At 57.9% G+C, this 21,569-nt stretch carries 17 protein-coding genes; 8 read left to right on the top strand and 9 right to left on the bottom strand.

Annotation, left to right across the window (positions count from 1 at the left end):
- Positions 1-149: 149 nt before the first annotated feature.
- Positions 150-1,388: a DUF1559 domain-containing protein gene (locus tag K227x_RS27765; protein ID WP_145175747.1), complete on the bottom strand. Its 1,239-nt coding sequence runs from the start codon at positions 1,386-1,388 to the stop codon at positions 150-152.
- Between the two features lie 530 nt (positions 1,389-1,918).
- On the opposite strand from K227x_RS27765, the gene K227x_RS27760 reads away from it, so the two are divergent.
- Positions 1,919-2,452 (top strand): rhodanese-like domain-containing protein, encoded by a 534-nt coding sequence (locus tag K227x_RS27760; protein ID WP_145175744.1) that lies wholly within the window; start codon positions 1,919-1,921, stop codon positions 2,450-2,452.
- A gap of 68 nt (positions 2,453-2,520) precedes the next feature.
- On the opposite strand, the gene K227x_RS27755 is transcribed toward K227x_RS27760, so the two are convergent.
- Positions 2,521-3,996, bottom strand: a complete 1,476-nt coding sequence (locus K227x_RS27755; RefSeq protein ID WP_145175741.1) for a TolC family protein — start codon at positions 3,994-3,996, stop codon at positions 2,521-2,523.
- 21 nt (positions 3,997-4,017) lie between these two features.
- Here K227x_RS27755 and K227x_RS30965 point away from each other — a divergent pair, with 21 nt between their 5' ends.
- Positions 4,018-4,167: a hypothetical protein gene (locus tag K227x_RS30965; RefSeq protein ID WP_218933594.1), complete on the top strand. Its 150-nt coding sequence runs from the start codon at positions 4,018-4,020 to the stop codon at positions 4,165-4,167.
- 199 nt (positions 4,168-4,366) lie between these two features.
- Here the strand turns inward: K227x_RS30965 and K227x_RS27750 are convergent, their stop codons facing one another.
- Positions 4,367-6,028 (bottom strand): FAD-dependent oxidoreductase, encoded by a 1,662-nt coding sequence (locus tag K227x_RS27750; protein WP_145175738.1) that lies wholly within the window; start codon positions 6,026-6,028, stop codon positions 4,367-4,369.
- 575 nt (positions 6,029-6,603) lie between these two features.
- Between K227x_RS27750 and K227x_RS27745 the strand changes: the two genes are divergently transcribed.
- Positions 6,604-8,250 (top strand): cation:proton antiporter, encoded by a 1,647-nt coding sequence (locus tag K227x_RS27745; RefSeq protein ID WP_145175735.1) that lies wholly within the window; start codon positions 6,604-6,606, stop codon positions 8,248-8,250.
- Between the two features lie 37 nt (positions 8,251-8,287).
- Here K227x_RS27745 and K227x_RS27740 read toward each other — a convergent pair whose 3' ends face one another.
- Together K227x_RS27740 and K227x_RS27735 are read right to left on the bottom strand one after the other, a co-directional pair.
- Entirely contained in the window at positions 8,288-9,403 is a 1,116-nt protein-coding gene (locus K227x_RS27740; RefSeq protein ID WP_145175732.1) for a Gfo/Idh/MocA family protein, read from the bottom strand.
- A gap of 228 nt (positions 9,404-9,631) precedes the next feature.
- Positions 9,632-10,864 (bottom strand): plasmid pRiA4b ORF-3 family protein, encoded by a 1,233-nt coding sequence (locus K227x_RS27735; RefSeq protein ID WP_145175729.1) that lies wholly within the window; start codon positions 10,862-10,864, stop codon positions 9,632-9,634.
- A 100-nt stretch (positions 10,865-10,964) separates the two neighbouring features.
- On the opposite strand from K227x_RS27735, the gene K227x_RS27730 reads away from it, so the two are divergent.
- A complete protein-coding gene (locus tag K227x_RS27730) occupies positions 10,965-11,258 on the top strand; it encodes a hypothetical protein (RefSeq protein ID WP_145175726.1) in 294 nt (97 codons plus the stop codon).
- 80 nt (positions 11,259-11,338) lie between these two features.
- Here the strand turns inward: K227x_RS27730 and K227x_RS27725 are convergent, their stop codons facing one another.
- The 3 genes from K227x_RS27725 to K227x_RS27715 all read right to left on the bottom strand — a co-directional run bounded on the left by K227x_RS27725 (position 11,339) and on the right by K227x_RS27715 (position 16,763).
- Positions 11,339-12,805, bottom strand: coding sequence for a sulfatase (locus K227x_RS27725; protein ID WP_145178554.1), 1,467 nt, complete (start codon positions 12,803-12,805; stop codon positions 11,339-11,341).
- A 149-nt stretch (positions 12,806-12,954) separates the two neighbouring features.
- Positions 12,955-15,357 carry a DUF1592 domain-containing protein gene (locus K227x_RS27720; RefSeq protein ID WP_145175723.1) on the bottom strand — a complete coding sequence of 801 codons (2,403 nt, stop codon included), beginning with the start codon at positions 15,355-15,357 and terminating at the stop codon, positions 12,955-12,957.
- A 74-nt stretch (positions 15,358-15,431) separates the two neighbouring features.
- Positions 15,432-16,763, bottom strand: a complete 1,332-nt coding sequence (locus K227x_RS27715) for a DUF1552 domain-containing protein (RefSeq protein ID WP_218933593.1) — start codon at positions 16,761-16,763, stop codon at positions 15,432-15,434.
- 311 nt (positions 16,764-17,074) lie between these two features.
- Between K227x_RS27715 and K227x_RS27710 the strand changes: the two genes are divergently transcribed.
- From K227x_RS27710 to K227x_RS30960, 4 genes are all read left to right on the top strand, one after another.
- A complete protein-coding gene (locus K227x_RS27710; RefSeq protein ID WP_218934096.1) occupies positions 17,075-17,545 on the top strand; it encodes a MarR family winged helix-turn-helix transcriptional regulator in 471 nt (156 codons plus the stop codon).
- A gap of 95 nt (positions 17,546-17,640) precedes the next feature.
- Positions 17,641-18,441 carry a pirin family protein gene (locus K227x_RS27705; RefSeq protein WP_246146337.1) on the top strand — a complete coding sequence of 267 codons (801 nt, stop codon included), beginning with the start codon at positions 17,641-17,643 and terminating at the stop codon, positions 18,439-18,441.
- Between the two features lie 287 nt (positions 18,442-18,728).
- Complete coding sequence (locus tag K227x_RS27700; protein ID WP_246146336.1) at positions 18,729-19,826, top strand: prenyltransferase/squalene oxidase repeat-containing protein; 1,098 nt, start codon at positions 18,729-18,731, stop codon at positions 19,824-19,826.
- Positions 19,827-19,894: 68 nt separating this feature from the next.
- Positions 19,895-20,683 (top strand): hypothetical protein, encoded by a 789-nt coding sequence (locus K227x_RS30960; RefSeq protein WP_218933592.1) that lies wholly within the window; start codon positions 19,895-19,897, stop codon positions 20,681-20,683.
- Here the strand turns inward: K227x_RS30960 and K227x_RS27685 are convergent.
- Positions 20,666-21,541 carry a hypothetical protein gene (locus tag K227x_RS27685; RefSeq protein ID WP_145175706.1) on the bottom strand — a complete coding sequence of 292 codons (876 nt, stop codon included), beginning with the start codon at positions 21,539-21,541 and terminating at the stop codon, positions 20,666-20,668. The genes K227x_RS30960 and K227x_RS27685 overlap by 18 nt on opposite strands.
- Between the last annotated feature and the right edge of the window lie 28 nt (positions 21,542-21,569).

Here is a 21,569-nt window from a genome sequence, read left to right as displayed (position 1 = left end):
TCCTTCTTGAAAGTTCGAAAGGGGGAAATGGTCCGCCACCTGCAACGGCTGGGGATGCACCAGCACGACGTCGGCGGCGGACTTGGAAGCGGAGTCTCGAAATGGCAGACCAATCGTGTGCCTTCCAATGAACGGGACAAGCGTGGGCGTCAAATTCCGTCAACGACTTCCTTGTTGGATCGGGTGCCCAAGGCTCCCCATAACCCGTAGGGGCTTTGCGATCCGGCGGACTGGCCACCATTCCCATTACGCCAAACCATTCCGGCACGACTGTTTCCGGCTTCGATTGAATCGGTAACGAACTTGACCGCGCCGTCGCCCATCAGGATGTGCACGCCGCCCTGGTGCCGGCTGGATGGTGGTGCCAGGGTCCGGCCACCTGGATTTCGCTGCGCACAAAGTTCGGCGTTCGGCGGCAGGATCGTGTGCATGCACGTCATCAGATTCCGGTGATCTGCCCATCGGAATCCGCGCCCATTGGTCCCCCCCATGGTCGGAATGTTGGGCTCCCAAAACTTAGGACGCAACGGATCGATGTATCCGTTGTCTTCGCATGTCTTGGGATTGTCGCGAATGTCGTTGACCAATTGAGTGGTGTCGAAATCCGCGATGGTCCGAACGTCTCGGTCGCCGAGGTCTGTCGCAATTTCGCCCATCGCAATCGTGTTCGATAGTCCGTCCAATACGTCACGGAACTTTGCATCGGCGTGTTGAACAAACATTCCACGATCGGCGCCCCGTGAGTTTTGTGACCAGCCGTTGTGCAACGGATAGGTTCCATCGCCAGCAAACTTTCGTGGTCCCTGGATGGACCAAAAGTAAGAATCCCCTAAGCAAAGTGCATAGTTGGTCCGTGCCAGAGAAGGCAAGCCGGACCCCGGATCGCTGGGGCATCGAAGCGTTGGAATCTCGGTGCTCCAAGGCAGGTATCGCGCCTGCGTCGGGACCGGACCCATCGGTGGCCATGGCGGATCCAGAACAGCGGTCGAATCGGTCGCGTTGCGGCTATTAGGGTTCGATATCTGTTCCCAGATTGCCTGCTGTTCCAAGAATGGTGTCATGCCGACCAGAGCGCTTAGTCGCCAGGCGTTGGAATGTGAATGATTGCCCCACCAATTTGCGGTCGCGCCGGCATTGCCAAACGATGGCGCCGATCCGCCCGGTGAGTTCGTGCCAACGCCTTGCATCGGAAGCCGTGCAAAGGCGCTGTGGTAGTTGTGCATCGCTAGACCAAGCTGCTTGAAATTGTTGCTGCAACTCATGCGACGCGCCGCTTCGCGAGCGGATTGAACAGCGGGCAATAGCAGACCCACTAGGACTCCGATGATCGCGATGACAACCAACAGTTCAACCAATGTGAACCCTTGTTGTCTGGATGGTTTAGCCATCTCTGATACCTCAAGATAAGAAGAAGAGTAGAAACGATGTTTCATACCCGCTGACATGGCAGGCCATGTAGCAAGCCCCTCGATCCTATCGGATGGCCAATCCTACCGCGAACTTTTGATGAAGACAGCGCTGCGGGATCATGCCGGTCGCATTGCGTTTTTGCGCAGCAGCCGTCATGGTTTGGGCAAGTTCATCGCAGTTTGGGAAAGATGGTTCGTCGCGAATTCTGCGACCGGCCGGTGACGTTGTTCACGGTGATGCTAGGCGTTTCCCGCGAATTTGGCGGTTGCTAGTGATTCGTTCGGTGTGGGCGGAACGTGCTGCGATGCGTTCTCAATAGCGTCCATCCAGACGTCGAAATTTTTCTCCTTTACTCTCTATTTATGACCGCGGATACGATAACAATGCCTCGGATGGGCGGTGCCCGTTAGAAGCGATAGGGAAATCGGAACCCGCCGCGGACAACACGGCCGGTTGTTATCAGGAAAGTTTTGCGACCTTTTGAAACCGTATGAAACAGGAATGCATCATGAGATTTCGTAGTGACGTCGGGTTTGTGGCTCTGTTGCTTGTCGCGCTGTCGCCGGGCTTTGCCTTGGCGCAGTTGGAGTCACTTTTGGAAATCGGCAGCAAGGTTCCGGCCATCTCGGTCAGCGAACTGCGGGGCATTTTGGATGCCCATCAATCCGCCATCGAGAAAGCGAAGACGCAGGGTGACCCAGCACCGCAAGCCGACTTTGTTCTGGTCGACGTGCGGAGCGACGCCGAAGTGAACGTGTCGATCATTCCCGGCGCCATCACGAAGTCCGATTTCGAAAAGCATCGCGATCGTTACACAGGCCGCACCGTGATCCCGTACTGCACGATTGGTGGCCGCAGCGGGCGCTACGCCAACCAGTTGCTTCAAGAGGGCGCGAAGGTGAAAAACTTTAAGGGCAGCATTCTGGAATGGGTCAAGGCAGAGATGCCTGTGGTGACTTTGGATGGGAAGCCGACACGCCGCGTGCATATCTACAGCGATCGATATGCCATCCCTGAAATCTACGAAGCAGTCACGCAGTAAGCACGCCTGTGTGGTGCAAACTGCGTAGACATGAAGCTCGATCGCTGCGCCGCAATTTCAGAGGCCGATCATTGGCCGCCAAAGGATTGACCGCGGATGCCATCGCCATCGGTATAGTCCTGTGGCGTGTCGAGTCCACCGGTTAGCAAGAGGCCGTCGATTTTCGCGGACGCTTGTGCCAAGTTCCCACGAGCCTGGATCATGCGGATCGTCGACTCATAGAAACTGCGCCGGACGATCAATACCTGCAGGAATTCCAACTCGCCCGCTTCGTAGGCCTCTTCGGATAGTTCCAGGCTTTCACGCGCTTGCGGGATGATTTCGGTTTCGTACTGATTGACCGCAGCCCAAGCGGAATCGAAGTCTTGCGACGTTCTGGCTAACCGCGATCGAATCTGTTGTTCGATTCGTTTGACGTTCTCGCTGGCGCGAGAGTAGTCGGCATAGGCTGCCGAAATGTTTCCCGAGTTCTGGTTCCAAACTGGGATGGGCGCGGACAGTTGCAGGTTGATCATTCCTGAATTGGTGCCGTTGTCGTAGCCAGCGCCAAGCTGTGCGGTGACATTCGGTTTCATCTGTACTTTTTGCCGTTTCAACAGGGACTGTTTTTCACAGACGATCGAGTTGGCGACGGCAATCTCGGGGCTGCTGGCTACGATCTCTTGGTAAACCAGTTCCCAATCGGGGACGCCGTCGGGCTTCGCAAGGGTATCGTTCAGATGCATGGGTGTCTGTTCGGGAAGCCCAGCGATCGACGCTAGATCACGCCACGCGCCACGATGAACCGCGTCGGCTTGTTGTGCGGCCAGTTTGACTTCGCTTAGCAACGTCTTGGCTTGCAGGACTTCAATCAGCGTGCCCTCTTGGGCGCCGCGTCGATCGACGGCAACCTCGACACCTCGGTTGGCGACCTTGGCAAAATCGAGTGTCGCGTCTCGTTGCTGTTGGGCTGCCATGGCCTCGTAGAAACGGATGCGAATGTCTGTCAACACTCGCTGTTTCTGGGTCATCGTCTCGCTGTGTTGGGCTGCTGCGGTGTGTCCCAAGACTTGACGGTTGATCGCCAGTTTGTCGCCGCGAACAAATTCTTGTTCGATGAACAATCCGTGCTGATCGGTGCTCTCATCGCCCAGTTGTTGGCCAAAGTAACCCAGGATTGGATTCGGCCGGATGCCGACTTGATACCGCAGTGCTTCGGACTTGGCGGCAATGGCGTTTGCGGCGCGGATGGTCGGGTTGTTCTGCAACGCAATGCTCTCGATATCAGCCAAGCTGTATCCCGAGAATTGGTCCGATGCTGAAGCGGTGTCGGCCGGATCAAACGATGGCGAATCGATTGGATCGATGACCACGGGATCAATCCGCAGCGACTGTTCCGGGATCCCTGCACCGGTGCGGTCGATGTCCGGGGTCACTGCGGATTCTGACGCAAGGTCCGCCTGGAACCAGTCGGCCGCGTTTCCCGGGACTGGTGTTGCGACAGCAGTGATCCCTGTCAGCAGGATCGCCGATAACCCTCGGGCGGCAATGTGGCGTTGAATCATGAACTTCCCTGTTCGATAATCGTGAGTAACGGCCCGTTGGTTTGCAGCGCAGGCATCCTTGCCTACCCAACGGAATTCAATGACCAGCCGCTAACGATCGTATCGGCGATTGGGATTGAAGGCATGACGCCAGTCGTGCCAGCGCCGGCCAAGACGGGCACCGCGGGGTGAGAATTCACGATAACCGGTACAGGTTGCCCAGTGCGATTTCAGGCTGCAGCGGTGGTGGGGGCAGTGATCACCCGTTGCCTCCCCATCAACCGCTGATAGCAACAAGACGAAGCGGTGTTGCCGCGATCTGCACTAGCGGTCGCCGTGATGTTGACCAGACGTCGATCTTATTCAGACGTCGTGGTTCACCAGGCGTCAATCAGCTGCCCGCCGATGTGTCGGGCTGGTGACGACGTTGCCAGGTGGTGTATCCGCCGCTGAGGTTGACGACGCGGTAACCGTTTTGCAGCAGGGCTCGCGTCGCCAAGTAGCCACGTTGGCCAACTTTACAGTATGCCACGATCTGCTTGTCCGTGGGTACTTCGTCAAGGCGATCACGCAGTTCTTCGATGGGGATGTTGGTGGCACCTTGGATGTGTCCGCCCGCAAACTCGGCGGTCGTGCGAACGTCCAGCACAAAGGTTTCTGAATCATCGGCTTGTTCGATCGCATCCACGTGAACGATGGGGTGGTCCTTTCGGATCACGTTGGATGCAACGAAGCCCGCCATGTTGATCGGGTCCTTGGCATGCCCATACTGCGGCGCGTAGCAGAGTTCAGTCTCTTCGAGGTCAAACACCGTCAGTCCCGCTTGGATCGCAATCGCGAGAACATCGATCCGTTTATCGACGCCGTTGGTGCCGACACACTGGGCACCCAGAATGGCTCCGTCATGCGGCGCGAAGATCAACTTCAACGTCATGGCGGTTGCGCCCGGATAGTAGCCGGCATGATCCGAGGGATGGATATAGATCTTTTCGTAAGGCACTTGGTTGCGAATCAGTTGCTTTTCGCTTTGACCGGTCATCGCAGCCGTTTTGCCAAACACGCCGACGATCGCGGTCCCTTGGGTTCCACGATAGGTGGCTGGTTTGCCAAAGATATGGTCGGCTGCGATTCGTCCCTGCCGGTTGGCAGGCCCGGCCAAGGGGATTTGAGTGGGTTGCTTGGCCACAAAGTCTTGGACTTCGACGACGTCGCCAACAGCATAGATGTTGGGATCGGACGTCTGCATCGAATCGTTCACGATGACGCCGCCACGCGGTCCGATTTCCAAACCGGCTTCTAGCGACAATCGGCTCTCGGGGCGCACGCCGATGCACACCACGGCGAAGTCCGCTTGCACCGTTTCGCCCGACTTCAGTGTCACGTCGATGCCCGACGGGGTTTCGGCAAAGGCGGTGGCTGATTCGCTGAGACGCAGGCGGACGCCCTGTTGTCGAAGATGGTCTTCGATCGGCTGGACCATTTCGGCGTCCCAAGGCGGCAGCACCTGTTCGGCCAGTTCGACGATCGTGACTTCGATATCACGGCGAACCAAGTTCTCTGCGACTTCGATGCCAATGAACCCAGCACCGACGATCACTGCGTGCTTGGCACCCGAGGTCGCCGCGGTGTGCATCCGGTCCGCATCGGGAAGGTCCCGAAGTTCCAGCACACGATCGCTATCGATTCCTGGAATTGGCGGCCGAAATGGGGATGCTCCGGTCGCGATGATCAGTTTGTCATAGGTTTCGGTGTAATCCCGATTCTGTGCTGCGTCGTGAACATGAACCACAGCCTTGTCGCGGTCGATTCGGGTCACTTCCGATTGAACACGAACGTCCAAGCGGTGCCGTTGTCGAAGCATTTCGATCGGCGCGACCAACAGCTTGTCACGCGATGCGATTTCACCCCCGACATAATAAGGAAGCCCGCAGTTGGCGAACGAAGGATACAGGCCACGTTCGAAGACAACGATCTCGGCATCCTCGGACATGCGACGGGCACGCGCCGCCGCTGATGCGCCGCCGGCGACACCGCCGATAACAATGATTTTCATCGAACTGATCCTCTGTTGGCAATCTGGAACGTGACTAACGGATGTGGAATCGGCGAGGCGATTGAGTGCACGTATCGGGCATGGCATTCTGGCGGACAGCATCCCCATCAGCCAGGTGCCAGGAATCATCGGGCCGGTTCCTGGCAAGTCCCAATCGCGTGCATGTGCCCTTTTGGCCCCCTCTCCCCCGGTTTCATCCAAGTTCGACTTGGATGGAATTGGGGGAGAGGGTTGAGGTGAGGGGGCGATGCTTGGTGTGTGTGATTGCCGGATCCGCGTCGCTCCGCTCCTTGATCCGGCCTACCTTGGCTCCGCGGGCGACTGCCCTTTTAGCCCCCTCTCCCCCGGTTTCATCCAAGTTCGACTTGGATGGAATTGGGGGAGAGGGTTGGGGTGAGGGGGCCGATGCTTGGTGTATGTGATTGCCGGATCCGCGTCGCTCCGCTCCTTAATCCGGCCTACGTCGGTTGTCTCGCGGTTCGGGCCATTCCAGCTTGGGTCGTTGAACTGCTACTTTGGTCGAGTGCATTCGATCGACACTGTGAATTTGCTGCCGCCTTGAAGTCAGAGACCTGATGACCGAAACGTTGATCCACAATCTGCTGATCATCCTGTCCGCCGGACTGTTGGCAGCCGTGGTTTGCCGACGGTTGAACGTATCAGTGTTGATCGGATACTTGGTTGTCGGCGCGGTGTTGGGTCAGGGTGTGCTGGGCTGGGTTTCCGATGGCGACCATCAGTTGGAACAGTTCGCCGAAGCCGGTGTGTTTTTGTTGCTGTTTTCGATCGGGTTGGAATTTTCACTCGACGATCTGAAGCGGCTCGGTCGCAATTTGGTCATCGGTGGTGCGGCGCAGATGTTGTTGGTGGCGCTGCCGCTGATCGCTTTGCTGATGTGGCTTGGGATGGAGTGGGCTTCGGCCGTGTTGATCGCATCGGCGGTGGCGTTCAGTTCAACCGTTCTGGTGTTCAAGACGCTGTCGGAATGGGGGCAATCGGAACAACCGCATGGGCGCCGGGCGATCGGCATTTTGCTGTTCCAGGACGCAGCCTTGGTACCGTTGCTGTTGTTGGTCCCGTTGTTGACCGGCGGCAGCGAATCGATCGACGCGATCGCCTTTGTGCGGTTGGGGCTGATCTCGTTTGTGTTTGTCGTCGCGGTGTTGGGATTGCGCATGCTGTTGGCGCGGTGGGTGATCCCGTTGTTCGCGGCTTATCGCAGTCCCGAATTGATCATCCTGTTCACGATCGTCTTGCTGGGCGCCGTCACATTGGCGGCCTACCGTGTGGGGCTGCCGCCTGCCGTGGGCGCCTTTGCCGCGGGATTGATTTTCAATGGCAACCGCTGGACCCGACAGATCGATGCGTTGGTGTTGCCATTTCGCGAGACCTTTGCCGCGGTTTTCTTTGTGGGGTTGGGGCTGATCTTTGATCCCCGCTTGGTCTGGCAGGATCCGGTTTGGATGGGCGCCGCGCTGGTCAGCGTGATCGCGTTGAAGGCGGTGGCCGCCACGATCTCGCTGTGGCTTACCGGCATGACCATTCAGCGAGCGTTCGGGATGGGATTGGGATTGGCGCACATCGGCGAGTTCGCGTTTGTGCTGGTTCTGTTGGGATTCGAGTCGTCGGTGATCGCGGAAGCGGATTACCGGCGGGTGGTCGCGATCGCAGTCGGGTCGCTGGTCTTGGCGCCCCCGTTGATGAAGTTCGGGTTGCGGATGGTGCGTGCCGAAAACTTTTCCGACGATACGCAGGTGATGTCGGGGCACGACAGCCTGACGCACCGAGTCGCGGTTGTGATTGGTGCGGGACCGATCGGCACCCGATTGGCGTCCCAGTTAGAAACGATGGGGAAAGAAGTCTGTCTGCTGGACCTTAGCCCAATCAATCTGCACCCGTTTGCCCAGTTGGGGTTCCGGACGGTTGCCGGGGACGCGACAGATTCGATGGTGCTGGCACGCAGTGGTGTCGGCGAGGCGTACCTGGTGGTTGTGTGCGTGCCCGACGACCAGATCGCGTTGCAGGTCGTCCGCGCCATCCGAAAACTCAATTCGTCTGCCCAGATGCTGGTCCGCTGCCGTTATCAGGCCAACGTGGGCAGGTTGCGAAAGGCGGGGGCTGCCCAAATCGTGACCGAGGAAACCGAAGCTTCGTTGGCTCTGCTGGAATCGCTGCGAAGCCTGGATGCGGACCCGAACTTCCGTGGTCGTGATTCCGGCTAGCGAACGATCCCAGTGGGGGCTGCCAGTTTGCCGCTGACTACGAGAAATCGGGCAGGCGAACGATCTCGCCACCCTTCATCGCCGACTGATGGGCACAGATGCCGGTGCAGGTCCAGTTGGCTGCGGTCGCTGCGTTGGGCCATGGATCGCGGCCTTCGGCAACAGCCGTCACAAATTCATGGACCATGTGTGGGTGCGATCCACCGTGGCCGCCGCCTTGCACGAACGACAGGTGTTGGTCGTCATGGATTTCGGCTGGCAACGTGAATCGTTGGATCGGTTCAGGCAAACGGTCGGCAAAATCGGGGATCTCGATCTTCTCTGGGATCTCGTGCTCGGGTTTCTTGGCCGTGTGCAACACGTGCGGTTCGTTTTCGATCAGCGTCCACTCGAAACTCTTCTTCGTGCCGTACACGTCGAAGCTTTCGCGGTATTGGCGGGCGACGTCGAACAGGAATCGCCAGATGTGTGCGGTGATGTCGCTGTCTTTCAACTTGATGTGACAGCTTTCCACGGCAAACGGGCTGCCGGACTTCTTGGCAATCTCGTCGCGAACCTTGCCCGATCCAAAACAGCTGACGGATTCTGCGAGTGCATTGGTCAGCCCCAGGCAAGGGCTAACGACGTGCGTCGCATAGTGCATCGGGATCATCGATTCCCAGTAGCTCGGCCAACCGTCCATGTCCTGCGGGTGCGAGGCGGCCAAGTGTTGGATTTCGCCCAGTTCGCCCTTTTCGTACATCTCTTTGATGAACAGGAACTCGCGACTGTAGACGACCGTTTCGGCCATCATGTATCGCAGTCCAGTCTGTTTGACTTTGGCCACGATCTGTTGGCACTCTTGGATCGTTGTCGCCATCGGGACCGTGCACATCACGTGCTTTCCAGCATCCAGTGCTTTCAGTGACATCCAGGCATGATCGGCGATCGGGCTGTTGATGTGCACGCAGTCCACGTCCGGGTCCGCCAAGACTTGGTCGAAATCGGTGTATCGTTTTTCGATCCCGAACTGGTCACCCGCTTTGTTCAGTTCGTCCTCGTTCCGGCGACAGATCGCAACGACTTCGGCTTGCGGATGTGCCTGGTAAATCGCGATGAACTCTGAACCAAAACCCAGGCCGACCATGGCCATTCGTACTTTACCGTCGCTCATCAGTTCACTTCCTTCGTGGATTCAATTGGCATGTTTTGGATCGATTGGCGGCCGCCCGAGAGAGTTCAACAGGACGGCGCTGGAGCTAATATAAGGTCGGCAAATTTGCTTTCCATGCTAAAATGCGCAACTTTGATGTGATATTTCGCAAGCGGCGTTGTTTCTTCGGGGGGGAAGAGGGGTGCGTGATGCCTTGCTTGGGGCTGTCATCGGCCTTCATCGCTCCGTTCATGTACCGTCTTCGTCTTCATCTTCATCGTCATCGTCGTAGTAGTCGTCGTCGTCATCAAGATCGTACTGCTTAGGTGCCTCGCCTTCGCTCGCCGTGATGACGGGGGCAAAATCGTCGGTCGCCGATTCGTCAACGCTCTCAATTGTGATCGTGAACCGCCAGCAGTCGCCAAAGTCGAATAACAGTCCAATCGAGTCGCCTATTTTGAGCGGAAGCTCACCCAAACGAACTTTGTCGGCGAACAGTTTTCCGTCGTGGTATCGGGGATCTTCGACGGTAACTTCCTTTCCAGACGCAGTGCGGTAGGAGAGTTGATAAAGGTGATCTTGTTCAAAATCAAACGATTCCAGCAGGAGACGCGTGACATCCTCCAGTGAAGTGGTTGCGGGGGCTTCCAGTCGTCGCCAAACCTTCATCCACGCCAATCGCAATTTGTAGCGTCCTTCGCGAAAAGCCTGCTCGGCAGGGCGCAAGCTATTCTTCCAATTTGGAAACAATGACTGTAGCTCCCGTTGGATGATGGATCCGTCACGCTTTCTGCCACCGAGAACGTCGTTCAAGGTCGCGAACATCGCATCCCCGAAATCCGTTTTTTCAATCGATCGAATTTCGGCAACCTTTCCCTCGGCGGCTGCGGTCGCGTAGGCGGTTTTTGTCCATCCGAATTGTTCCAGCAGTGCGGCCGCGGTCCGATGATCCCAACTGTACAGATGGTCGTTCCAATCGACCGCATTCATCAACGGTTCCGACAGTTGGTAGTACAAATTGCGAGTATCCGATTGTAGCTTGGTTTCAAATGGATCCGATTCACCCAGCATGGTCCAAGCGACTTTGGTCCACCACGTCTCCAGTAGCGACATGTATTGCTCGGTCGAATTCAACTCGTCCCATTTCTCTCGCATCTCTGGATCGATGTGCAACAACCGTTTCGGTTTGGTTGCACCGACGGCCAGCCCCGACGCACGCAACAGCAGGAACAGGCCCGCCAGAGTAGGAAACGACTTCAGTTGCGGTCGCTTCATCTTGTGCGCGACCGGTGTCACCAATCGCTCGTTCATATCAGCAAGGCAACGGATCGGGAAAGCAAAATACTTGCTGTTCGTTGGAACGCCCGTTGCCAACGCATCCATCAGTGATTCAATATTCAACAATAGCGGCCCCGGCGTACCGGGCTCAAAACTCTGGCGTTTCAAGATCGCGTTCATCGCTTTTTGGGGACGTTTCTTCATGTCGACTCCTCGTGTCTTTCTTCGTTCGGGGGGGGCTTCAACATTCTGAGTTCGCGTCTACCTATTGGCCACCCTCCGCAAACGGCAGATCGGATCCAACATGGCAAAACCGAAACGTAAACTGACGGCTGCAGAAAAGCGAGCCAGGAAGAATCGCAAAAAGAAATACCAGTGGATATTCATCCATGGCAAACAGGTCCGCATCAAGCGTCCTGAAACCATCGATGGGCTTCCCGTCGACGAGTTCATCATCCGAAACGCCGACCCCATCTGGTTGCACCAAAACGAAATGTGGGAACACATCCATCCGGAACCGAGTCTGTTTCCTGACGAGGCTGAGGTGAACGCGGCTTTCGACATTGCCTGGCAAGAGGACGGGATCCATGAACGGTGAACGAACCCCACCATTGCTGCCATCGTTCGTGACAGCAACAGGTGTTGCGGCAACAACCGCATTGCCACAGCAAGCACGATCTACAGGCGTGCCGGATTGACAGGAACCGTCGGCGTTCGCCCCGATGATTTGGCGTTCAACCGTGGCCGCAGACGCTGGATCACCGCCGTCGCCTTTGCGTCGGGGTTGACCGCCAGGTTATGAAATTCGTTGGGGTCCGTGTGATGGTCATACAGTTCGACTCCGTATTCCCCGTCGGCCCATTCGGTATAGCGATACCGCTGGGTGCGGATGCTGCATCCCATCACCTGCTGCGCAAGCCGGTCGTCGGCAGGGCGTAGAACTTGGGTGACAGCGTCGCCATCCCATGGTGTCAGCGGATCATTCAACAGCGGTGCCAAGCTTCGTCCCGCTAGATCATCAGGCGCCGGAATGTTTGCCAGTTCCGTCAACGTTGGGTAGATGTCAACAAACTCAACGATCCGTCGACATGATCCGCTGGACTTCTGGCCGGGCGATCGCATGATCAGCGGTGCTTGGGCGCACTGTTCAAACAAGGTGCGTTTCTGCCAGGTGCCGCCGTGTTCCCCGAGGTGATATCCATGATCGCTCCAAAAGACAACGATTGTTTGGTCGGCTAGCCCCAGTTGTTCCAGCGAATCGAGGAGTCGTCCGACCTGGGCATCGACCATCGACACGCAGGCATAGTAGGCCTGTGTCGCTTCTAGCAGCGTGGATTCATCCAGACCGTAATTCGGAATCGGACAGTTGTGGGCGAACGCGGCGGTTGGGATGTCGTCGCGGTCGTTGGGCGGTGCGTATGGAGTTCGAAGTGTATCGAGCGGATACATGTCGAAGTACTTCTTGGGTGCGATGTAGGGTGAATGGGGGCGAAAGAAGCCGACGCCCAGAAAGAACGGTTCGTTCCGTTTTTCCTGCATGATCTTGATCGCTTCGGTCGCGATCATCCCGTCGGTTTGCTCTTCGTCGGTGCCGTCGGCGGCAAGCCAACTGAGCGAACCGCTGATCTTGCGATGAGGTTCGGCATTGAAAACAAGATGTTCGTCGGTCTTGTCGCGGCCCTTCGGATTCACCGTTCGGTTCCACGATGGCGGATCATCAAAACCGTCGGTTCCAATCGACGCAGGCACGTTGTAGTGATAGATCTTGCCGACGCGTGCGGCAAAGTACCCAGCGTTTTGGAACGACTGGGATAGCGTCACGACGTTCGGCACTTCGTCGCGAAAATGCCGGTCCAGGTCGTAGACTTTGATCGTGTCTGGACGTAACCCGGTCATGATCGACGCACGCGTTGGATTGCACAGTGGCAATTGGTTGTAGGCATTCAGGAAGCACGTCCCGCTAGCTGCCAAACGATCGATGTTGGGGGTCTTTGCAACTAGGTCCCCGTAGCACCCCAGCGAACTGGCTAGGTCATCGACCGCAATGAACAATACATTGGGACCCGATTGCTCGTTTCGACCGGTTTCCGCGAGTAGCGTGTCGCTGGTCTGTGCCAGGACCGTCGATGTCGATCCAAAGCACATCCCGACGCAGACGCCGCCGCAAAAACCCAGGAACAGACGTAGCAGTCGAAGTGATGGGATCATGGTGCTGTTGGCAATCATCGGAGGCATTGACGGGTCAGGGTCGATTGTAATGCATCGCCGCCGTCGGGCGGTTCATCGTCACGACGTTAGTGAGTGCGAAACGATTCGCTTTGGCAGATCAGCACGATCAGATCGGCGAACCGACCTCCCTCGTTGCGATTGCGTTGGACGATCTGTTCGATCTCGATTCGTTCTTGGATGGATGCTGGATGTCCGATCGCATGGCTCAGCAATTTGGACGCCAACGCCTCGGCGAATCGGTCTGACTGTGCCAGCAGTTGGTCACGCATTTGGACCACGCTGTCGAAGGTCTGACCGCTGGGCGTTTTGCCGGTTGCATCAACAGGTTTGCCGCGTTGGTCGATTCCATAGCGATCACGCCAAGCGCCGACCGCGTCGAAGTTTTCTAGACCAAACCCCCAGGGGTCGATTCGGCGATGGCATTCTTTGCAGGTGGCCACGTCGCGGTGCTTGGCCAACATTTCGCGGATGGTTGTCGCTCCACGGACGTCCGGTTCGATCGGTTCAACATCGGGTGGCGGAGGCGAAGGCGGCGAATCCAGCAAGTTTTCCAAAACCCAAACACCACGGACCACGGGCGATGTGCGTGTCCCGTTGGACGTCGTGGTCAGCATGCTGGCGTGCCCCAGCAGTCCGCCTCGGGGGCTGTCGGCGGGTACCGGGACCGAGCGGATTTCGTTGCCCAACACGCCATCGATGCCATAGTGTTTTGCCAGTCGTTGGTTCAGCATCGCAAAACGCGGCGCCAAAAAATCGGTGACCGGCAGGTTCTTGGTCAGCACTTCGCGAAACAGCGATTCGCTTTCGGCACGCATCGACTGTTCCAAAACCAGGTCGTATTCGGGATACAAGCCTGGATCGGGCAACATGTCGCCGACTTTGCGAAGCCCCAGCCACTGGCCGGCAAAGTCAATCACGAAACCGTCCGCCTTGGGGTCGGCCAACATGCGTCGCGTTTGATCGGCAATCACGTCGGGTTGGATCAGTGCCCCCGATTCGGCCAGTCGCATCAGGTGTTCGTCTGGCATCGAGTTCCACAAGAAATAGGACAGACGATTGGCGATGCCCCAGGCGTCTTGAGGCGATTCAGGGGACACCGTGTACAGGAACCTAGGGGAACACAGCACGGCTTCGATCAGTCGCGATAGCGATTGTTGGGCGGACTGTCCCTGGTGGCGACTTTCGACAAACCGTTGGCGGTAGAGTTCGAAGACCTCCGGTTCCACCGGTTGTCGAAAGGCCTTCGTCAGAAATTGTTTCAACCCGGTGTTCGAAATCTGGCCGGATGGATCTAGCAGTTGTTCGGGGAAACGGGGCGGCCAAGTCGGCAACAAGGGACCCTGGATCTGCAGCCTGCTGAGGTGCAGTTGTTCGCCCAAGATGACTTTGTCGGATCCTTCGATGGTCGCCCAGGGCGTGTTCTGGGATCGCGGGCAGTCGGTGGCATAGACAAAGAAGCTTTCCCCCGCTTCCAACTCGCATTCAACCCAACGCTGTTTCGGTTGGTCGTCGATGGTCAGGGTGCCCACCCGCCGGCCGCCGGTCGATTCGCCCAACGCGTTCTGGATCGGGGCCTGCAGGGCCATGATGGCCACCTGCCGCGAACGTCCCTCCGGCAGTCGCTTGTGGAACGATTTCTGCTGCGCCCGATCCGGTTTGGCGATCTGGTTCTGCCGGTCCAGGTGGTAGCGATTGTCCCACTGGAATCCGGTTAACCCAATGCGATAGACGCCGGTGCGTGGGGCCACGAAGTCCGCCGGCCAAGTGGTGTTCGATCGGTTCTTGCTGCTCCACAGGATCAGCGTGTCGTCGACCCGCGCCACCCGCGAACCGAGTGTCATCTGGTCGGCATCCAGATCGATATCCGCACGCGGATCATCGCCGCCGGCAGTCGCGTCGGACGCAATGCGACGAGCGTTTTGTTGCAACAGGTGCATCATTTCGCTGGATTGGCCCAACGTCGACGCCATGTTGTCGAAACCCGCTAGTTCTGGATCCTCGGGCAATCCGGCCGATAGTCGCAGACGAGTTCCCATCAGATCGCCGACGGTGTTGTCCATCGCGGAATGACTTAGCCGACGAATCCGAGTTTCGCTTTGGGGGGCGGACGATTCGGCGGTCCGGGCTAGTTCCGTTTTGACTGCCAACAGAAACGTTTTCAATTCGTTCGGCGACGCAGACGGATGGTCCTCGGGGGGCATCTCGCCAACTTCGACCAAGTCGATTGCGTCCTGCCAGGCAATCGCGATCGCTGGGTCGGTCAGGTCACGTGAGAGCGAATCGATTCGAAAGTCACCTTTCTCTTGCCGATCATCGTGACACTCGATGCAGTGTTTGGTGGTGAATGCATCCACGGTCTCAGAAAAGTCATCGGCGTGACCGATGGGATTTTCTAGCGCCAATCCCACAATGAAGATGGCGGCAACGGTGGGACGCAGCCGTGAAGGAATGCGAGCAGGAAATAGCATGGTCGGAGCAGGATGTGGTTGCGGTTGGATCGGGACGATCGAAGGCTGGCGACGGGCGAAGGTTGCGACGGGCGTTAACCGGTCACGAACTCATTGACGTTGCCGTTGCTGCCGGCAAAGGAGTCCGTTTCGATTCCTAGCCGTTGCAGCATGGTGACAAACACATTGCACAACGGTGTGCCTTCGCGTAGCCGGACATGTTTTCCGTGCTGCAAGCCACCGCCGGCAAGCAGCACGGGCAGGTCACGGTTGGAGTGCGAACTGCCGTTGCCAAGGCCGCTGCCGAACAACACTTGCGTGCAGTCCAGTAGGTTGCCTTCGGCGGTCGGGGTTTGTTTCAATCGCGTCAGGAACTTTGCCAGTGATACCGTGTGCATCCGTTCGATCTGGACCAATTGTTCGATCACCGCTGGGTCTTTGCCATGATGGGATTGGCCGTGGTAGTCGTTGATTCGCCGGTTCCCGACTTCGATCGGCAGCCCCTTGCCTGGGATCGCAATCGAAATCACTCGTGACGAATCGGTCTGGAGGGCGATCGCAGTCAGCTCCAGAATCAGATCCAGGTTTTCGTGAAAGTTGGTCACACGGTCCGAAATCGCGGGGACGCCTGGCTTGGGTGTCGACAGCCACTGCAATCGACGGCTGATCCCCGATTCCACATCTCGCACCGACGTCATGTATTGGTCCATGCGTTGGCGATCGGACTTCGACAGGTCCTTTGCCAATAGCTTTGCATCGGCATGAATCAGGTCCAGCACGCTGCGACCGGACTTCATCATCCGCGCGGTCTGCTGCGGGTTGGGATCGTCGACGAACAGTTGTTCATAGATCGCCATTGGATCCGAAATGCATGGCAGCGGTACGCCCTTGTCGTTCCACGAAAGCGAATCGCCTGCGCTGACACCGGCGGCCGCAAACTGCAACGACTGAAACCGCGTTTGATCGCCGATCGCGCGGGCAACCACCTGGTCCAGCGTGATCTGATTTCGAATCACAATCGACTGACCAATCCGTTCCGGTTGGTAGACGCCCGACAGAAACGCGGCGGTCCCCTTGTGACCACCGGTCACGCCGGGATGGTCGGCGTTGGAGATCAGCGTAAAGTCCCGGCGCAGATCCGCCAACGGTTCGATCAACTTCGGCGCCACATAATCGCTGCCTTCATCCACCGGATTCCACTCACCCGGATACATGCTAAGCGACACGCCCATGCAGACCAGCCGTTTGGCAGCGGATGCGGTGCGGCCCGGTGATGGATCGGAGTTCGGTGACGAAACCGACCCTGGTGGCGACTCCTGGGCCGCCGCGTGGCCGTGTGCCAGCGATTCCAGCAGCGGCAACGCCAGCGTTACGCCGGCTGCCGAAAGACATCGTCGTCGATTGATCTTCGGGGGCAGCGGATTCAAGGTTTTCTCCGGGGGGATTCGCATGGGAAGGCGGGGCGGGCCCAGCGTGGGGCCCAGGCGGGCGATGCCATCAGCGGTCCCTACCGATGGAACCTCTAGGCTAATGTCATCCGAGGCGGTTGTGTCAACAAAAAAGCTTCGGGAATGATTATGTAGCGACCCTTGGATGAACCCCGCCGCAGACCGCTTGTGTTCAGCCGGCAAGGCAGTCTCGATGGGGGGGGCGTTCTGGGGTGGCTGAACTTGACTTCCAGAAGGTTTACATGTAAAAGAAGTGAGGTGTCTCGGTGGATCACATTGGCTGGGTTGGCATGGCTTCGATGATCAAAGACGAACTGAAGAAACGCGGCCCCTTCGACTCGGTCGAACAGGAGGCGACGTTGGCGATTCTGCGGACCAGCGATTTGCTGGAAAACCGGCTAGCCCGCTTGCTGCGTGAACATGGGTTGACGATGTCTCAGTACAACGTGTTGCGGATCCTTCGGGGGGAAGCAAAGCCACTGCCGTGTTTGGAAGTCGCCTCCCGGATGATTCAAGTCGCTCCGGCGATCACTCGGGTGGTCGACCAGTTGCAGGGGCTGAAACTGATCGACAAGACACAGTCGAAGCAGGATCGGCGTGTGTTCTTGATCGAGATCAATGGCGATGGGAAACGGCGATTGAAAAAGATCGACCAACCGCTGCTGGACTTGCACGCCAACCTGTTGTCTGGTGTTCCCAAGAAGGAGTTGAAAATGTTGGTCAAGGCATTGGATCTGGTTCGAATGGGCGCCGTGCCATAGTGTTTTTTTGTTTTGATAGTTTACATGTAATGCAATTGGGTGGTGCCGCGCCGTGCTGGCATCCTAGGACTGAAACAATCGATTGGGTAATGATCATGAACGAATCTCGCCGAAACATGCTTTCCTTGACCGCCGCCGGACTGATCCACGTCGCTGCCGATCCCGACACGGTTGTCGGCGATGAAGCGCCCAGCATGGATCTGTTGATTCGCCAAGCTGCCCAGCGAGGGCATACCGACATCGGCTGGCTAAACAGTTTTCACTCGTTCTCTTTTGGTGAATACTACGATCAACGCCACATGGGTTTTCGCAGCCTCCGCGTGATCAACGATGACCGAATCGCGGCTGGACGTGGCTTCCCCACTCACCCGCATCGCGACATGGAAATCATTTCATACGTGTTGGAGGGATCGTTGCAACATAAGGACAGCACGGGACATGGCGCGATCATCACGCCGGACGATATCCAGATGATGTCGGCCGGAACGGGGATCACGCACAGCGAATACAACCCTTCGCCGACCGACGCCAATCACTTTCTGCAGATCTGGATTGAACCTGGTTTGAAGGGAGTTCGTCCTCGCTACAGCGACAACAAGGTCACTCTGGACCAGAAGCAGAACCAGTGGAAGAAGATTGCCGGTCCGGACGGCAGCAACGCGTCGGTGTCGATCCATCAGGACGCCAGTATTTTCGCCACCAACCTGCTGGCAGGCCAGTCTGCCGACTACGTTGTCCAGCGGGGACGTCATGCTTGGTTGCAGGTGGCGCGGGGCGAAGTGATGGTCAACGGTACTAAGTTGGTCAGCGGCGACGCGGTGGCGACCAGCCGGGCAACGGCGTTGCACATCGTTGCAACCCAGGACAGCGATGCGTTGCTGTTTGATCTCGCTTGACCCGCGCGCCACGGCGACGTCTTCGGACCGAACGTGCGGGACTGCCCTGATCGTTTGATCCGCCAGCCCGTTCGGGGCAATGGCACGCAACGTGCAACAAAGTTTCGCGTGTGACACGCTGGCCCACTGTTCGTCGCGATCGATGGGCACGCGTTGCAGCGATCCACACGAGATTTTTCGTCCCCGTCCAGGTTCTTCACTCCCACTTTCGTCAGGTTCATTTCATGGTCCAGCGGTGGAATATTCGTCAACGACGACGCATTTTTGTCCTCGTCATACCAACATTGGTGCTCGGTAACCTTTTCGCATCGAGTGTCGGTTCCGTTTTCGCACAGCAGGCGCCGGGTTCGACCGTTCCCGCCGATCAGCTTCGGCAACAGGTCGTCGACAAGGGGCTCGCGTTCCTGGCTCGGGAAGGTCAATCCGGCGCGGGCACGTTCTCTGACAAGGTCGGTCCTGGCGTGACGGCACTGGCGTTGACGGCCGCCATCCGCAATGGCCGAGGCATCGATGACCCGATGGTGGCGAAGGGGCTGAAGGCACTGGAAGGTTTCGTCAAACCCGACGGTGGCATCTATGGCAACGGACGATTGAAGAACTACGAAACCTGCGTGGCGATGGTCTGCTTTGCCGAGGCCAACAACAGCGGAAAGTACTCGGCGATTTTGAAGAACGCCAAAGCATTCGTCACCGGCGTGCAGTACGGCGAAGGCGATCGTGATCCGTCGGATCCGTGGTACGGCGGCGTGGGTTACGGTGGTCCGGGACGGCCGGATCTGTCGAACACCGGCTACATGATCGAGGCGTTGCGAGCGTCGGAATCCGAGGCTAGCGATCCTGCGATCCAGCGTGCCTTGGCGTTCGTTTCCCGTTGTCAGAACCTGGACGCCGAGTACAACGACACGGCCTTTGCAGGCAAAGTCGACGACGGCGGATTCTATTACGAAATTCCAACGACCAAGATCGACCCCAGCACGTCTGACGAACGCTACACCGCCGACGGTGGTTTGCGAAGTTATGGTTCGATGACCTACACGGGTTTGAAGAGCATGATCTTTGCCGGGCTGACCAGCGACGATCCGCGGGTCAAGGCGGCGGTCCAGTGGATCACCGACCACTACGACGTCAAGAACAACCCCGGCATGGGGGCAGCCGGCTTGTACTATTACTACCACACCTTCGCATCCGGCTTAAACGCCGCTGGTGTCAAGATACTGCAGACCGCCGATGGGGCCGAACATGATTGGAAGGCTGACTTGGTTGCCGAGCTTGCCAGACGCCAAAACGATGACGGTTCCTGGAGCAACAATAATTCGCGTTGGTTCGAAAGCGACAAGAACCTTGCAACGTCGTTCGCGCTGATGTCGCTTTCGTACTGCAAATGACCATGCACTTGCTCGTCAACTCGTTCCGTCAGAGCCCAAGCCGAAAACCGGTGAACGCGGCCGTGCGAATGCGATCATTATGGGCCGTGCACTTCGCTGCCATCATCGGCGTCGCGATGGTGGTGATGCTAGACCTGCGGTTTGAATCCATCCTGAATTCGGGCTTGTCGGTGCAGCGGATCGTGAAGGACGCCGGGTGGTGGCGGGCGGGGGTGTGGTTCGGGCTGGCTGCACTGGCGGTCGGGTCGCTTGGGATGCTTTGCGTCCGCATGTTTTTGCGCAAACAGGGCGCTGCTTCGGGGGCGATCATCCACCTGCTTGGCATCACGGCGGCGGTGGCGTTGTGGTGCAGTTTGGCACTAAACCATTCGGCGCTGGCATGGCAGGGCAAGCGGATGCGAATCTCGATGCGGGTCGATCAATTGGAGGACATCGCTGCTCCGCTTCGTGATCAGTGGCCCCAGCGTGACAGTGAATTGCCCGGCATCGGTCCGTTCATGGCGTATCCCTTTGGTAAACCATCGACGTTGATCCTATTGCAGTCGCCGCCGGTTTCCAGCCCGCTGTTCGCCAGCGATTCGTTGTGTGTCAGCGCGGTCGAGCGAAGTGGCGCGGGCGCCATCAAGCTGCAGCTGGGCGGATCGCCATTGGAGGACTGGGCCGAATGGCATCCTCGCGGAAGTCGGCCACGTTCCTTTACCGGCGGGCTTTCCGATCGCCACTCACTGCACTCATCGGCGCCGCTTGGCCACGGATGGTTCCTGGTGCGATACAACGTTGACCGCACCGCGACACGTGTGGACGGTATCGCCAAGCCTTCGCCAGATCGATCCAGCAGGTCAGCGGTCGCCATCTAAGCGAGACGCGAAATCGGTCCAGAAAGCACGGTCACGCTGGTAACGCACCGGGTCGATCTGTGCGCGAAACGCATCCAAATAGTTGACGTAGTCTTGGGCCGCTTGACCATAGGAATAGTCCTCGGCGGCCATCGGATTGGAATACTCCGGATCGCCGGGTTCGACGGTGTGCGAAAAGGTACCGTCGGGATGCAGTTTGATGTTCGCTAGCAGAGTCGGCAGCTTCGCCACAAGCCCGTAAAATGCTTTGTCCATTTCGCTGAGGTCGGCGGTCGATTCGTTCCAGGCTTCAGCGACATCGGCTGGCGTTCGGCTATCCGGAAACCGGATTCCGTAAGCGGCACCCGATTGGGTCAGCCCGTCAAAATTCAAGTCGACCTGGGCCACCGGAGGGATCAATAGGTTCAAAGCACCTTCGTCAGACAGCGACGATACGTTGATCGAATCCGCCAAGCTGTGGATCTGGCGAATGGTTTCCATCTTGTCGGAAGGTAGACTTTGCAGGAACGATTTCGGATCCGCGTACCCGCCATCGTTGTAGGCTCGCGTGATGACATCGCCGAAGTCTTGCTGCAGTTGTTTGTGGTCGACGTCGGGTGAAGTAGCGACCGTGCGATACCGTCCTGTCAGTTGTAGGTCGAACCAGTCTTCCCATGCACCGGCGGCTTGTTGGTCTAGCGTTGGAAGATCCCCCGCCGGATCATCGCCGCTGGGAACCGCAATCGGGCTAGCCGTTTGGTAGCCTTCGACACCTACCGTTGCCAGCACTTCGCTGAACACGCTTTGCACGTGATGGTCTAGCGAGTGGCGTTGTTGCGACAGAGAAAGCGGGGCCGTGGCCGATTCGGTGACTTTCATGTCGAATGGAAACCCCGTGCTAGGTTGC

Origin of the sequence: Rubripirellula lacrimiformis, assembly GCF_007741535.1 — a bacterium.
GTDB lineage: Bacteria > Planctomycetota > Planctomycetia > Pirellulales > Pirellulaceae > Rubripirellula > Rubripirellula lacrimiformis.
This window is presented reverse-complemented; position numbering and strand designations above follow the sequence as displayed.